Below are 15,187 nucleotides of genomic sequence, written 5' to 3'. Positions count from 1 at the left end.
TTTTAATTTTTAATGTTATTTTTTCTAAAGACACAGTTTCCAACACTTTTTAGAGCTACCACTCGCACTTTTTTCTTTTTTCCGCTAGAATAAAAGAAACAATAACATTGAGGAGGATTTTTATGTTCCAAACTTTTAGAGAAAATTTTCGGCGCCATACCCTATTGCGCGACGCCGTCTTTATCGTTATCGGAAGTGCCATTGTCTTTAATCCCGGTGCTTTCTTCCAGTTCGTCGGTTATTTAATTGCTGGTTATTTGATGCTTTTAGGGTTAATTAATATTTATGATGACTACAAAATAAAAAAACAAACGGGTAGCTGGGGGCTTGGTTTCGTAACAGGTTTAATCTTTGTCGTCTTAGCAGTAGCCTTTTTATTTTTTGCACCGGTGATTGTTTCGATTCTGCCATTTTTATTAGGGATTAGCATTGTTATAAACGGCCTCGTTCAATTGACTTTTGCTTTAAATACTCGTCAAACAGGCGCGCTTATCTACAGTATTCTGGTTTTAATCGCTGGAGCCGTTTTAGTTTTTAATCCCTTCAAAAGTCTCTTAGTTTTGATGCAAGTCTTTGGATTTATCCTGATTTTCATGGGTGTCATTGAAATTATTGGTCATTTTAGAAATAAAGCTTAACGAAAGGAGCAACTTATGGATAAAGAAAGTACCAAGTGGATCCGCTTTTTAGGTGGGAAAAATTTACTTTACACATTAACTATCCTTTGTCTAATTGCTGTAACTATCTTTTTATTCAACACTGTTTCATTTATCTTTAAACCAATTTTTGTTATTTTTAGTGCCGTCTTAGGCCCGGTACTTTTTGGTATTATTCTATTTTATTTGCTTAATCCAATGGTGAAACGCCTTGAGAAAAAAATTCCCCGTGTTTGGGCGATTGCGATTCTCTATGTCTTAATTATTGCATTACTAGTGTTAGCTGGACTGCAACTTTTCCCAATTATCCAAGACCAAACGGAAGAATTAATCAAACAATTCCCAAGTTTTTGGAAAAGCACGCTCCAAACAGTACAAGAATTTATGGCTAAAACACCTTTTGCAAAAGATTTAGAATCTGCTAATGAGTCGATTAATCAGCTCTGGGGCAAACTTGCAAACTCCTTTAAAGACTTTGCAGGGGATTACCTACAAACAGGCGCACAAGGTCTGGGAAGCGTCTTTTCTGCAGTCTCTTCTACTTTCCTAACCTTGTTTACAGGACCTATCATCGCCTTTTTCCTTTTAAAAGACAAAGAAAAGTTTTATCGCTTTGTAAAAGGCATCATTCCCCCAGCTTTTCGTCCTGATTTTGATGAATATAGCCAAATTGCCAACATTCAAATTGGCGATTATCTAAAAGGTCAAGTCATTGCTTCGTTGGTTTTAGGGATTATGTATTGGCCAGCTTTTCTATTAATTGGTTTACAATTTGGTAGCATTTTAGCTTTAGCTGCGGGTATTTTATGTATTATTCCTTATATCGGGCCATTTATTGCCTTTATTCCTGGATTGATTATTGCCTTTCAGGATTCCACATTTATGGTAGTTAAATTTGTTATCGTCTGGTTTGCCATCCAATTGATTCATGGTGATTTTGTTATTCCTCGTGTGATGGGCGATAAATTAAAAGTCCATCCGATTACTATTTTACTTGTCTTGTTAGTTATGGGCGAACTGTTTGGTTTAATGGGCGTTATCTTCGGGATTCCAATGTATTGCCTAGTTAAAGTGACAGTCATTTATTTATTCCGCAAATTCAAACAACGCTATAACCGCTTTTATGGTGACAACGGCGAGTATGAACACACGAATTTTACTAAAGATCAATATTTAAAATAATACAATGAAAAAACTGGGACATAAGCCGTTTAGACTTATGTCCCAGTTTTTTTACCATACTTCTCTAGCAATTTCTTGAAGTAATTGAACTTTGCGCCATTGTTCTTTCTCCGTCAAACGATTTCCTTCTTCCGTCGAAGCAAAACCGCATTGCGGACTAATACTTAAGTTTTCTAAAGGAACAAACTGTTGGGCTTCTTCAATTCGTGCTTTCACTTGTTCAGTCTCTTCTAATTCAGGAAACTTAGAAGTAACTAAACCTAAAACGACTTTGCTGCCATTATTTTGCCAATGTCTTAATGGTGAAAAGTCCCCTGCACGATCTGAGTCATATTCCAAGAAGAAACCATCATAATTCGTAGCAAATAATTCTTTTGCTATCGGTTCATAACCACCTGAAAATAACCAAGACGAAGCATGGTTCCCACGGCAAATGTGTGTGGTTACAGTTAAATCTTCTGGCTTGCCAGCTAAGGCTTCATTAATAATCGTGGTGCACACTTGTGCAATTTCCTCTGGCTGTATTCCTTTTGCTCGTAATTCTTCTTGTTTTGTCTGATCCGCTAGAAACGCCCAATTTGTATCATCAAATTGCAAATAACGGCAACCTCTCTCGTAAAAGGCCGCAATTGCGTCTTTATATGTTTGTGCTAAATCCTTATAAAAAGCACCAATCTCTGGATAAATTGTTTGAATGCGCGAGGTGCCATCGTTAGATAAAATTTCTTGACGTAAAATCATGGTCGGACTAGGGATCGTTGCTTTGGCTACCGTGCCATCACCAACTTCCACCACCTCTTTTAAAAATGAAAAGTCCTCTAAAAATGGATGTTGCGTAGGAAAAGATATTTTATCCACTACGCGGATATTATAGGCCGGAGCTGCTTTCCCATGAAAGGTTTGGTTATACCCCGTTTCTGGGATATAGCCTGTCACACCATTTAATCCTTCTAAGAAATCAATATGCCAAAAACCGCGACGAAATTCACCATCTGTGATTCCCCGTAAGCCGCCAGCTTTTTGTTTTGCTACTAATGCTTTGATTTCTTCATCTTCAATAAGACGTAGCTCTGCTTGAGATAACGCACCTGCTTGGACCTTTTTCCGTGCTTTCTTAATTGTTTCCGGACGTAAAAAACTTCCCACATGATCAACTGTAAAAGGAATCTGACTACTCATTTGCCTCACTCTTTCCTATTTTTATTTATAAAAAAACGCCCTTTTACTAGCCGTAACTAGTAAAAGGGCGATTATTATCGCGGTACCACCTTTTTTCGGAAAGATGACTCTTTCCCTTCAACTGACAATCATAATCAGCGGTCTTGTTAACGAAAGACATTACGTTTTTGCCTACGTTTCGACAAAAATTCCTCCTAGGCCATTTTTCGATACAGACATCTAACTTTTTTCACCAACCAAAGTCTCTCTACCAGCTGTCTTGTATTTACTTTCCTATTCAACGGAAATTATTAGATTATAATTAGAATACCACGTTTAGCAAATTTGTCAACGGAGATGGATGAAATAGTAATGAAAAAAGCAGCTTCTTTTCAGAAGCTGCTTACGTCTATTTTTATCATTGCTGATTAGGCTGAGTGTCCTACGATTGTGCTACCTGAGTAACCAAAACCGACACGTGTAATACCTGGGTTAATTTCCCAATCACGGTGACCGCTTCCTGAAGCTGTTACCATGTTTGTTTCATTGTACCACGCCATGATTACTGAGTTACCTGGCGCCCACATAATTGCGATAACTTCATCTCCACGAGACCAGTGATCATTTGGAATACCGCCTGCTTCAACTTGTGCTGCACGAGCAGTTGCAGAAGCTGCTAAGCCTGCATCCCACACTACTGGACGTAAACCTAATGATTGACGTAGAACATTCAATGCATTGATTGTTGGATCAGCCGCAACAGGAGGAGGTGTTTGTCCACCGTTACCATTACCGTTGCCACCGCCATTACCAGGAGTTGGAGTTACTGGATCTGGTGTTTCTTGTCCACCACCATTATCACTTGGTGTTGTAGGTTGTTCTGATGAAGAAGAGCCAGTATTTTCTGTTGCACTATTATCTGTACTTGGTGTAGTTGTTTCAGTTGTTTGTTGCGTGCTTGATTCAGTTGCTGAGCTTGAGCTTGCTGGTGCTTGTGCTTCTGTTGTTGAAGAAGAGGCAACTGGTGCTTCTGCTTTTACTTCAGCTTTAGCTTGAACTGGTTTTGCAGCAGCTTGTTTAGCTTTTTCAGCTGCAGCTTTTTGTTCAGCAGCTAAGCGTGCTTGCTCTGCTTCAGCAGCTGCTTTTTGTTTTTCTAAGCCAGCTTTAGAACTTTCAGCTGATGATTGTTCTAATGCTAATGAAGCTTTCATTACGTTTAATTCAGATTGTTTAGAAAGTAAATCTTGACGTTTTGTTTCTAATTCAGCTTCTGTTGCTTCAAGTTGTTTCACTTTTTTCTCGTTTTCAGCTTTTTTATCAACAACCGCTTGTTTGTCTTCTTTTTGTTGTTGCATTAAGTCGTTGTTGGCACTTACGATTGTTGAAACAGCTTGAACACGGCTGATTGCATCTGCAACTGAGTCCGCATCTAAAACTGCATCTAGCATTGTTGTGCTTTGTCCATTAACTTGAACATCACGTGCTTGATTTTTGATTGCTTCGTTACGTTTTTCAATACGTTGATTCAAGTTTGTAATTTCTTGTTGTAATTGTTCTGATTTTGCTTTTAGTGTTTGCTTTTGTTCACGTAAAGCCATGCTTTCATCAAATACTGAAGATACTTCTGCTTCTAAAGAAGATACTTGTGAAGCTAAATCCCCTTGTTTTGCTTTTAATGATGAAATTTCTTGATTTTTTTCTTCAATTTTTTTATCAACATTGTCCGCCAAAGCGATGCTTGGGGTAGCAATTGCTGATAGCGTTAATGAACATAGTAATACTGATGCAAATAGACGTTTCTTCACTTGTCATTCCTCCGAATTAATTTCTAAAGTTTATTTAAAATATCTTAATCTTTTCTTACGACAAAAACATTCTACCACACCCATATTTCAATTAAGCAATAGAAATGTTACAAAAACATTTCAGATCACTCGTTCTTTCTCCATAATAGGTAAACTTACCTTTTGTAAGGCTTTTACGCCTTGTCACGACTGGTTTTCACGTGTTTTCAATTGTTAAACAATTCTTCGATTTTTTTTCATATTTTTTCTTTTTTTATTCAAATTTTTCTTCTTTTTTGTCGATATATGCTTTTTTTCATAAAATTAATCATTTTTCCTTCTTTTTATCAAACGTTTTTGTTACAAAATTCGTTATATTTTGGTAATGAACCAAGAAAAAGGCCGCTTCGTTGAGCCGCCTTTTATTGCTTTATTTAAAGAATTATTTTAGTTTCTCTGCTTAAGTAAATAGAATCCAGATAAACCTACCAACAAACCACCTAATAGTAAGAATACTCTTTGAAATTTCTGGGTTTCGTTTGTTTTTGGCAAATGTCTATCATTGGGGGTAGCCTTCGTTATTTTTTTTGCTGTTGTGTTCGTCTCTGCTGAGAAATTATTATTCTTGAGTTCTGAGGTTGTTGTGGTAGTTTCTACAACAATTGTTTTTTCAGCACTCGAATTTGTCGTAGCAGTCTCATAACTTAAAGACTCATTCGTACTTGTATCTGTTGTGCTGGAAACAACTTCTTTACGACGATTTGTAAGGATAAATTCATCCTTTGTCTTTGTCATTATACTGTCAAATTCAGCTGGCACGTTCACTTCTTCTATCTGATATACAAAGTCTTCACCCCTGTTATTAAACTTTGGTAATGCTACTTCTGCGCCATTAACCGTTACTTGATTAATCAGCTTTTGATAGCCTTCTTTTTGGGTTAATTGCATGACTTCTGAAGTGGACCAAGCAGTTTCATCTGTTGTCGCTTTTCGAGTTACTTGATATTGAATTGCTTCTGGAATTTCTTTTTCTGTAATATTTTCCCAGTTCTTAATCAATTTTAATTGTACAGTAGGTGCTTTAATTGCTGGAATCGGAAAATCAACTGTTTCTTCTTCTGGAGTTGGTTGTAACGTAGTACGATCATTACATAAAAACCATGTATCTCCTTTAAAATCATTTGTTTCTGTGTTCAATCTAATCTGATAAGTTAATGTTAAACGTTCGTTCTTTCCTAATGAAATAGTAGAAATATGGAGCACTTGATTTTCTTCTGTAACTACGACATCAGTCAATAAGTCACTAGCCTCTAACCATTCACCCGTTGGCATTTTTCGCCAACCTTTTAGTTGGTAGTTATCTTCTGTGAAATTCCCAGCACCTTGTAAAAGAATATTTTCTCCCATTGGATCGATAATGAGCCCCTCATGGATAGTATTATTGATACTCCCAGCTAATTCTTTCAGTGCAGTGCCCAAACCAGATAAATTTTCATCAATAATCAAATAATTTTTAGGATCAGAAGCTATATTCCTACTAATATACTCTCCTCTTAACGAAGGATTAGCTGCAATTGAATAATAAGTATCTCCTGATTTTTTTAGAGAAACAATGGTTCCTAACGTATTATCTGTCACTGTTGTACTGTTTGTTTGGATAGCGTTAGCATCAGTAGAAGCACTGTTACTTGTATAGTACTGATTGGATTCTGTTTGAAACTCTTCCATGTAGGACGATGTATGGTAACCGTTGTAATCGATAATTTCACCATTATTGGGATAGCTTTGAGCATTTTCTCTAGGTAAAAAACTAGCATTTGCACTACCATCACCAATATGAACCAACATCTTTTTTGCATTTGGACGACTTTTTTCAGCCAATAGACGTTGCCCTTCTAGCAAGCCTTTTTGCATAAATGTACCTGAATGTGGTTCGGCTGTATTTCTTAAAAAGTCTTCTAAGTCATTCATGTCTGTAGAAAAATCCGCGGTGGAGTAAGTTAGTCGATTATAGGCAACAATACCAATTCGAACATGACCATCTGTTAATGAATCTGATAGTTCTTCGCCGAATTGTTGCAAGCCTTTCAAAGCGTTGTTTAATTTTTCACCTTTCATTGATGAAGAATAGTCAATCACTAACACTAGATCAATAGGGCTTTCTGTCTGATTTCCTTTTACATCTAAAGTCACATTAAAAAGCCCTTGCTGGCCTGTTACAGCCGCCACACTTTTCTTCAAATAAGCTTCATCTCCATAATTCACATATTTTTCTTCGTCAAATGTCGCTTCAGGGGCATGACCATAATCATAATTGTTTGTGTCTCCCTCACTAATTCCGTTCGTTAAATAATGACCTTGTTCGTCATTTTTATAGTTAAAATTGTATGTTTCTGCGGAAACGTCTATACTAAAAATAGTCATTAGGAAAAAGAACATAAATAAAAATAAGGTTGTTTTTTTCAATTTTTTTAACTCCTTTGTGGTAAGTAATTTCTCATTCAAATGAAATTTGAGCGATATATGTAACTTACTACAGAAATAACTTTTAAGGAGACAAAAAAATGTACTTGTTAAGTACATTTTTTTAAACAATCGAATAAAAAACAAGTTATACTTATTTTAACAAAAAGAATCGAACCAATTGGAGAAGAATAATGGAAATATTAGACACTTTTTTCGGCTCAGAAGTTAAAAAGGAATTGGATTTACTGCGTTTGTTGTACCATAAAAAAAACTTTATTCGTATTGAAACACTTAGTCAATTGTTACAAATGGATCGACGTTCAATCAATAAATACTACGAATCCTTAATTAGTAAACCTTATGTATTGGCTAATAATTGTTCACATATTTTCTCTGCCGAGCGAGGTAAAGGCTATTGTTTCATGGGATCAAAAAAAGAATATAAAATTTTGACGAAGCAAATTTTGCAAAGTAGTCCGTATTTTACATTGCTCGAAAAACTATTCTTTGAAAGCAATATTCATTTAACAAAATTTAGTATGGACCAATTCTTATCCGAATCAACTGTTCGGCATAAGGTTGCTGAGTTAGATACCATTTTAAAAACCTTTGATTTTTCGATCCAGAGAACCAAAGGCGAGATTCGTTTAGTTGGTGCTGAACCACGCATTCGTTTTTTCATGATTGCTTTCTTTTGGCGCGTTTTTTCTGGTCTCGATTGGCCATTTGCTGACGTCTCGCAAACAAAATGTGAAACCCTTGCGAAAGAGCTGATTGCTTTAGGCTATTTCCCAGCCAATCAATTGAATATGAAACTTATTTGTTATATTTTAGCGGTAAATATTATTCGTTATCGAAAGGGATTCCAGACAAATTTCCTGCTTTCTGAATCTATTTCTTCTTTATCTGATGAAGATCAAGAAGTACTGCTTCAATTTGTTGACACTCATCATCTACTAAAAGAACATTTAGAAAATCAATTAACGAACGCCTTTCTGTTACCCAAGAGTGAAAGGCAGCTGATTTTTTTATTTCTATTAACAAATACAACAGTACAACTCTCGAACAAACATTTTATAGATTTAATCGAACCTAACCAACCATTTTCAGAGACGAATTCCTTTATTAAAAAGATTCTTCACTCCCTTGAAACAGAAAACCCTCATGCCTTTGAAACGACAAAAAACAGGGTCTTATTCACAAAACAATTAGTGGCTGGCCTTCTTTTCGTAGAGTTATTTGAACAAATGGATTTTACACTTACTGGCTACAATATTAAGAAGTATTTATTACAAAATTTTGCTCATTTATTTGAGCATGCACAAAAGATAGTCGCCGAGCAAGACATCTATGTTTCGAACCCAGCTAAACAAACTGGCTTAGGCCTTCAATTATCGATGGCCTACACGTTAATTACTGCTCCAACAGCTTTCAATCAAACAATTCACATAAAAATAGAAACAGACTTACCTACACCGATTGAAGCGATTATCATTCAACGAATTCGTGAAACGTTTGCAAGTTTCTATCACCTTGCAATTAATCAATTGTCTGAAGAAGATACGTACGACCTTTATTTAAGCACTACGCCTTTGCTCCAAGTAAAACAAGCTGCACCATTTTTATTAATTAATGCGCAAGTTTCTTTATCTGACTTACTAGCGATTCAAGAACAATTAGTTCGGTTGGTAGCAAAGAAATGATTTAATTCTGCTAATAAATAGAACTCGTGGAACAAAAAAATAACTAAAACAGGATCAATCAAACACATTTGTACCTTCATCAAAAAAAAAGCTCAAAAAGTTAGTTGCGCAAACTAACCTTTTGAGCTTTTTGATTTTTTTCTTAACGAATGATTTCGACTTTTTTGTCTGTCTTGACTGTAACACGGCCGTTTTTAATAACATATAACCGTTCTGGAATATCAATAATCGCATGTTCAACCACTTTTGTGTCTAATAAGACTAAATCTGCTTTATTCCCAACTGCGACACCGTATCCTTCTAGTCCCATCGCACGAGCAGGACTTGTTGTTACCATTGGTAGCACTGTTTTTAAGTCATCCGCTCCACCTAGGTGCCCAACAGGAATGGCTAACATCGCTGTTTGAACAATATCCCCTGTGCCATATGGTGTAAAAGCATTGCGAATATTATTTGTAGCAATACAGACATTCACGCCACCATCGCGTAATTTACGGATTGGCGTAACCGCACGTCGAACATTGTACTGATCACCACGAGCCCCTAAATGTAAATCCGTTGCTGGTAAAGCCATCACGCTAATATTTGCTTCCGCCATTTTTGCAATAATAGGCGCCAATTCTGCTTCAGGTAAGGCATGCAATGCCGTTAAGTGGCCCACTGAAACACGGCCTTGGTAGCCTTCAGCGATGGTTTTTTCACATAAATATTCAATACTCATATCATCAGCTTCATCGGCAAAATCTTGGTGTAAATCTACATCTTTATCATATTTTTTAGCAATTTCAAACACTAAATCAATATGTTCTTTCGCTGGTGCATCATTATAAGGAATACCGCCGACAACGTCTGCGCCCATATCCATTGCTTCATACATCATTTGTTCTGTTCCAGGGGCTTTAAAAATTCCTTCTTGCGGAAATGCAACTACTTGCATGTCAATTAACTCTTTGTATTCTTCTTTCAAACGCATAATTGTTTTGAAGCCAGTAAAACCTTGCGCTGGGTCAAATTCTGCATGCGTTCTTAACGCCGTGGTTCCATGAACGATTAACATTTCTAAGGCACGTTTAGCACGGTCGTAAATGTCTTCTTCGGTAAATGTTGGTTTTAATTCTGCGGTTACTTCAATCGCTTCTTTCAACGTACCTGATTTATTTGGTTTACGATCAGCGATTAATGCCTTGTCCAAATGTAAATGGCTTTCTACAAAACCTGGGATTAAAACACGACCATCTGCTTCGATGACTTCTTTGGCATCGCCAGTAATAACTGGGGCGATTTCAATGATTTTTCCTTCTTTAATAGCTACATCTTGTAATGCTTCACCGTCTTGAAGACGAACTTGTTTAATTAATAAATCCATGTTTTCCACTCCCTAAATTGTTTTTTATCCAAAGATTAAACCGATAACTAATAATAGTACAGAGGCAATACTTAACCATTTCACGTTTCCTTTAACAACATCCAAAATTGGAATTTGGAAGCCTGAAGATAAAGCTTGCATAGTAATATTAACGAAACTCATTTGACTACCTAAACCAACACCCATTGCTACAAAACCTAATGCTAACGGCGGGAAGTTCAACGATACAGCAACTGGTAGCACTAAAGTTAAAACAGAACCTACGTAGGCCCCAGCTGGAATCCCAATTAAAATCCCTGTTAAAATGGCAACTGGCACGACAATAAAGGCTGGTGCATTTTCAGCAACACCTGCGATTACAGCAAACGTTCCTGTTTGTGCAATAACATTAATAAAGGCTAAGAAAATCCCTACTTGGAATAAACGAGTCAAAATATATGTAGACCCATCTACCATCGCTTCGACAGATTTGTTCATTGAGAAATCTGTACATAAGAAAATTAAAACTAATGTTAAAATCATGTATACAAGTGGCGTAAAGAAGGCAAAACCAATTAAATCATTCACAATTGGTCCAAAAATTACAGCAAACAATAAGAAAATGGCTGGCAAGGTAATTTTAAATAATTCACCATTGCTCTTTTTATCAAATTCATCATCTGCCGACTCTTTAAAGCCAACATTTCTATGTTTCGTTCCCCAAAAGGCTAAAACAATCGCTAATGCTACGAAGAATAACCAGTAAGGTCGCATGGTTGAAACATATGAACCGACACTGATATCACCTAATTTTGAAACAATACTTGATTCTAATGAAGCGGGTGATGTTGTAAATGATACCGCAGCAGCTAAAGACATTGCTGCAATTAATTCAGGAACAACGCCAACTGCAGCAAAGGCCAATGGCGCAATAACCATCGCACTTCCGCCACCAATTCCTGACATATATGTGGCTGCGGCTAATAAGATAACAATAAAAGCTGAAACATACTCGACTTTTCCTTTTGTGCCTCGTTTGGCTAAAGTTAATGCAGCTGAATAACTACCTGCTTTAAAGACCGCCATCGCAACAGCTGAATTAATGATGGGAACGGTAATTCCTAACATCATCGGGATAGCTTCCAACATCTGTTTATTCGCTTCTTCTAGCCCAATGCCGCCAATCAACATCGCTAAGACGCCACCAATTAAACCAGCAATAATCATATCGACTTTCATAAACAATAGAACCAAAACAACAATCAATGGAATAATCACAACTAATGCCATGATTCCTGTCGGGGCAACTACATCCCCAATCTCATCAGCAAAGGCCGCAACTGGCACAAAAATACTAACTAAGAATGCAAAAATAAGTGCTACTTTTGACGATTTTTTCATTTTACTTTCCTCCAATAGAAAGAAGGCGAGAGCAACGCAGTAGCGAATACTCTCTGCGCTCCTCATTATTTGGCAAAGGCACCTTGCCCGCCATATTTATCGTAATGTACAATCTCACTAACTAAATAATCATAAATACTTTGTGGAATTTCAATGCCTTCTGACATGGCTTTTTGATAGTTTAGCTGACCAATTTCTCCTGGATAGTAAACTTGTTGAAACCCTTCTGCTGTAGGCACACTATGAAGTTCTTCCACCATTTGATTAATATTTTCTTTAAATCGTTCAGAATCTGTAAAGCGGCTTGGATCAATGACTAAAAACATCTGACCCAGATTCCGTTTCTCCGTTAAATCCGCATACATGGAGCTGACATGTTTGCCAAAAGGTAAGCCTAACAACGAACCAGCTAAGACATCGACCATCATCATTAGTCCATATCCTTTTGGTCCTGAAATCGGCAATAAACCTCGTACTTCATAAGGATCAGTCGTTGGCTGGCCTTTTTCGTCTACTGCCCACGTGTCGGGAATTTCAACATCTCTTGAACGTGCATCTAAAATTTTCCCCCAAGCCTGTACTGTCGTAGCCATATCAAACACGACTGGTTCATGACCTGCTCTAGGTGCTGCAAAAGCGATTGGATTTGTCCCAAAATAATTGCTTGTACCACCAAACGGTACCACCATTGGATCAGATTGACACATCGAAAGAGCAACCATGCCTTGTTCCGCTGCTTTTTTAACATAATACGATAACGTCCCGCTATGACTCGTTTGAGAAACGCCAACATATGCTAACCCTGATTCTTTGGCTAGGTCAACTGCAGCAGCTAATGCTTCGTTACAAACAAATTGACCCACGCCATTATCGCCATGAAAAATGGCAGTGGACGGTCCAGTTTTTTCAAATGATAATTCGGGGTCAATCGTGATCCCGCCTTTTGCAATCCGTTCCGCATAATAATCCATACGAACCGCCCCGTGTGAATGAATACCGCTAGCATCTGCAAAAGTTAAATGTCGAGCAACTTCTTCGGCATGTTCAGAATGTAAACCAGCAGCTTCTAATTTTTGTTTCATCAGCTTTTCTAATTTTTCCGGTGTAACGACAACCATTTCTTCCATTGCGCTTGCTCCTTTATCATTAATCTTAAAAAAGGGAAAGAAAACAAGTGATTTTCTTCTTCGTCCTTGCATTTACTCCCCTTTTTTCACTACTTATTGCTACTGTTAAAGACAGTATAGTCAATTTCATCCACTGATTTTGCAACTAGAATAGCAGAGTAAACATCTGAATTGACATTTAAAATTGTTCGTAACATGCCAACAAACCATTCGACGCCTGCAAAAATTGCAATACTCTCAATGGGTAAACCCATTTGCGGAACAATCACTGCCAGTGAGACTAAGCCCGCACCAGGAACGACTGCGTTTGCTAGTGAGACAAACGTTGCTGTAATTGCTAAGTAAATCATTTTCGTAATATCAAAATCTAGCTGATACATCTGAGCGATAGTCATTACAGTAAAAGCCATATGCATCGCTGAACCGTTACTGTTTAATGACATACCTAACGGCAACACTAAGTTAGTAATTCGCTTACTTAAACCTAATTTTGTTTCTGTTTCTTCCAAAGCTACTGGTAAAGTAATTGCTGAAGAAGTTGTCGCCAAGGCCATCACAGACATATTTTTCATGTTTGTAATTAAACGTAGTGGACTTACTTTACAGTACAATGTGATAACCAAAATCCAGATGCCCAAAAATAAAATAGTGCCTAATCCATAGACCAATAGATACTTCACTAACGGTAAAATAATTTGAAGGCCTAAGTGACTAATTGTTGAAGCAATTAAAGCAAAAATCCCCAGAGGTGCTAGATACATGACGTATCGAATGACTGTAATGATAACTTCATTAAAGTCCACAATTATTTGGAAGAGTTGTGTCTCTGGATGGCTTTGTAAGTATTTATTCAGTGCTAAACCAAAAAATAATGCAAAGACAATAATTTGAATAATCGATCCTTGAGTCAGTGAATCAAAAATATTTTTCGGAACGAAATTTAAAATCGTATCAGTAATTGAGATTTCTTGCGCTTTAATAGAAGCATCTTGGAAGCCAGTCATTTTAACACCATATCCTGGATTAAAAATGACTGCCATTAGGACGCCCCATAAAGCGGCAGCTAAGGAGGAAATCCCGAAAACAGCGATTGTTCTACCCCCAAGGCTCGTTAATTCTTTTGGATTAATACTGCCAACTGCTTGGACAATTTGCCCTAAGATCAAGATAGGAATAGCCATTTGCATCAGTCGCAAAAAGACATCTCCAACTATTTTCAAGTAATTGCCGCTAGCAGGAATCAAGAGTCCTACGAGGATTCCTACGACAACAGCAATTGCAATTTGGGTGATCATGGACGGTTTTTTCATGGTAAACTACCCCTTTTGACTGATCACAGTTCCTGCTTCTTTATCGATGTTTTCTAAGTTTTCGATAGAAGTAATGATTGCTTTCCGTTTGTCATCACCTTTTACGAAGTCTAAGGCAGCTTCGATTTTTGGTAGCATACTACCAGCAGCAAAGTGACCTTCTTTAATGTATTCTTCTGCTTCGGCTACACTGATTTGTTCTAATGCTTTTTGATCTGGTTGATTGTAATTAATGTAGATGTTATCAACGCCTGTCAAAATAATCAAACGGTCTGCATCAACGTTTTCAGCTAAAACACGTGCAGAGAAATCTTTGTCGTTAACCGCTTCCACACCTACGTATTGTCCGTCTTCTGCTACGACCGGAATGCCCCCGCCACCAGAACAGATAGTTAAAACATCCGCCTCTACTAAAGCACGTACCGCTTCTTTTTCAACAATTTCTTTAGGCATTGGTGATGGAACAACTTTTCGGTAGCCACGGCCAGCATCTTCCACATACGTAGAGCCATCTTTGGCTGCTTCCGCGTCAGCTTCTTCTTTTGTATAGAATGGACCAATTGGTTTGGATGGTTTTTTAAACGAAGGATCTTCTTTGTCCACACGTACTTGCGTAACTACAGAGATAACTGGTTTAGCAATGTTACGTTTTTCAAACTCATTAGTTAAAGCATTTTGTAACCAGTAACCGATGCTTCCTTGTGTCATCGCAACACAAGTATCCAATTTCAACGCTGGATTTTTTTCACTTTCGCCTGCTTTTTGTTGTAAAAGCAAATTCCCTACTTGTGGTCCGTTTCCGTGACAGACAATGACTTGTTCCCCTTTAGCAACAAATTCTGCAATATATTTGGCCGCGTGATTAACGACGGCTTTTTGGCCTTCATCTGTTGGATCCGTATCTAAAATAGCATTCCCACCTAGGGCAATTACGTTTAAACTCATTGATTGATTCGCTCCTTTTTAGTAAAGCAAAGACAAAATCTTTTCAGTATCGACGGATAAGAAATAATTTGTTTACGAAATGAAAGATTTTGTCTTGCTCATTTTGATTG

General features: G+C 37.3%; 11 protein-coding genes and 1 other annotated feature. Of the genes, 3 read left to right on the top strand and 8 right to left on the bottom strand.

The annotated features are described in order from the left end of the window. Nucleotides 1-122: 122 nt before the first annotated feature. Nucleotides 123-638: an HdeD family acid-resistance protein gene (locus IGK54_RS01495; protein WP_002381189.1), complete on the top strand. Its 516-nt coding sequence runs from the start codon at nucleotides 123-125 to the stop codon at nucleotides 636-638. 15 nt (nucleotides 639-653) lie between these two features. Then, nucleotides 654-1,838, top strand: a complete 1,185-nt coding sequence (locus IGK54_RS01490; protein ID WP_002355262.1) for an AI-2E family transporter — start codon at nucleotides 654-656, stop codon at nucleotides 1,836-1,838. A gap of 51 nt (nucleotides 1,839-1,889) precedes the next feature. Here the strand turns inward: IGK54_RS01490 and IGK54_RS01485 are convergent, their stop codons facing one another. From IGK54_RS01485 to IGK54_RS01475, 3 genes are all read right to left on the bottom strand, one after another. After that, a complete protein-coding gene (locus tag IGK54_RS01485; protein WP_002373195.1) occupies nucleotides 1,890-3,017 on the bottom strand; it encodes a 5-methyltetrahydropteroyltriglutamate--homocysteine S-methyltransferase in 1,128 nt (375 codons plus the stop codon). Between the two features lie 60 nt (nucleotides 3,018-3,077). Continuing rightward, nucleotides 3,078-3,307 (bottom strand) — a binding site (T-box leader). 117 nt (nucleotides 3,308-3,424) lie between these two features. Next, nucleotides 3,425-4,801 (bottom strand): PcsB-like coiled-coil domain-containing protein, encoded by a 1,377-nt coding sequence (locus tag IGK54_RS01480; protein WP_430603126.1) that lies wholly within the window; start codon nucleotides 4,799-4,801, stop codon nucleotides 3,425-3,427. A gap of 426 nt (nucleotides 4,802-5,227) precedes the next feature. Next, nucleotides 5,228-7,363 (bottom strand): vWA domain-containing protein, encoded by a 2,136-nt coding sequence (locus tag IGK54_RS01475; RefSeq protein WP_430603342.1) that lies wholly within the window; start codon nucleotides 7,361-7,363, stop codon nucleotides 5,228-5,230. Nucleotides 7,364-7,437: 74 nt separating this feature from the next. Between IGK54_RS01475 and IGK54_RS01470 the strand changes: the two genes are divergently transcribed. Next, nucleotides 7,438-8,949 carry a helix-turn-helix domain-containing protein gene (locus IGK54_RS01470; protein ID WP_430603124.1) on the top strand — a complete coding sequence of 504 codons (1,512 nt, stop codon included), beginning with the start codon at nucleotides 7,438-7,440 and terminating at the stop codon, nucleotides 8,947-8,949. Nucleotides 8,950-9,091: 142 nt separating this feature from the next. Here IGK54_RS01470 and IGK54_RS01465 read toward each other — a convergent pair whose 3' ends face one another. From IGK54_RS01465 to arcC, 5 genes are all read right to left on the bottom strand, one after another. Continuing rightward, nucleotides 9,092-10,315 carry an amidohydrolase family protein gene (locus IGK54_RS01465; protein ID WP_002389547.1) on the bottom strand — a complete coding sequence of 408 codons (1,224 nt, stop codon included), beginning with the start codon at nucleotides 10,313-10,315 and terminating at the stop codon, nucleotides 9,092-9,094. A gap of 24 nt (nucleotides 10,316-10,339) precedes the next feature. Then, nucleotides 10,340-11,761 (bottom strand): hypothetical protein, encoded by a 1,422-nt coding sequence (locus tag IGK54_RS01460; protein ID WP_002385370.1) that lies wholly within the window; start codon nucleotides 11,759-11,761, stop codon nucleotides 10,340-10,342. Continuing rightward, entirely contained in the window at nucleotides 11,761-12,822 is a 1,062-nt protein-coding gene (allD, locus tag IGK54_RS01455) for an ureidoglycolate dehydrogenase (RefSeq protein ID WP_002413499.1), read from the bottom strand. Before allD ends, IGK54_RS01460 begins: the two co-directional genes overlap by 1 nt. Nucleotides 12,823-12,911: 89 nt before the next feature. Next, nucleotides 12,912-14,132 (bottom strand): dicarboxylate/amino acid:cation symporter, encoded by a 1,221-nt coding sequence (locus IGK54_RS01450; protein WP_002355253.1) that lies wholly within the window; start codon nucleotides 14,130-14,132, stop codon nucleotides 12,912-12,914. 6 nt (nucleotides 14,133-14,138) lie between these two features. Further along, nucleotides 14,139-15,077 (bottom strand): carbamate kinase, encoded by a 939-nt coding sequence (gene arcC / locus IGK54_RS01445; protein WP_002355252.1) that lies wholly within the window; start codon nucleotides 15,075-15,077, stop codon nucleotides 14,139-14,141. Nucleotides 15,078-15,187 lie beyond the last annotated feature (110 nt).

This window comes from Enterococcus sp. DIV2384 (assembly GCF_050534975.1).
GTDB lineage: Bacteria > Bacillota > Bacilli > Lactobacillales > Enterococcaceae > Enterococcus > Enterococcus faecalis.
The sequence above is the reverse complement of the archived record's forward strand: the minus strand, read 5'-3'. Positions and strand labels throughout refer to the sequence as shown.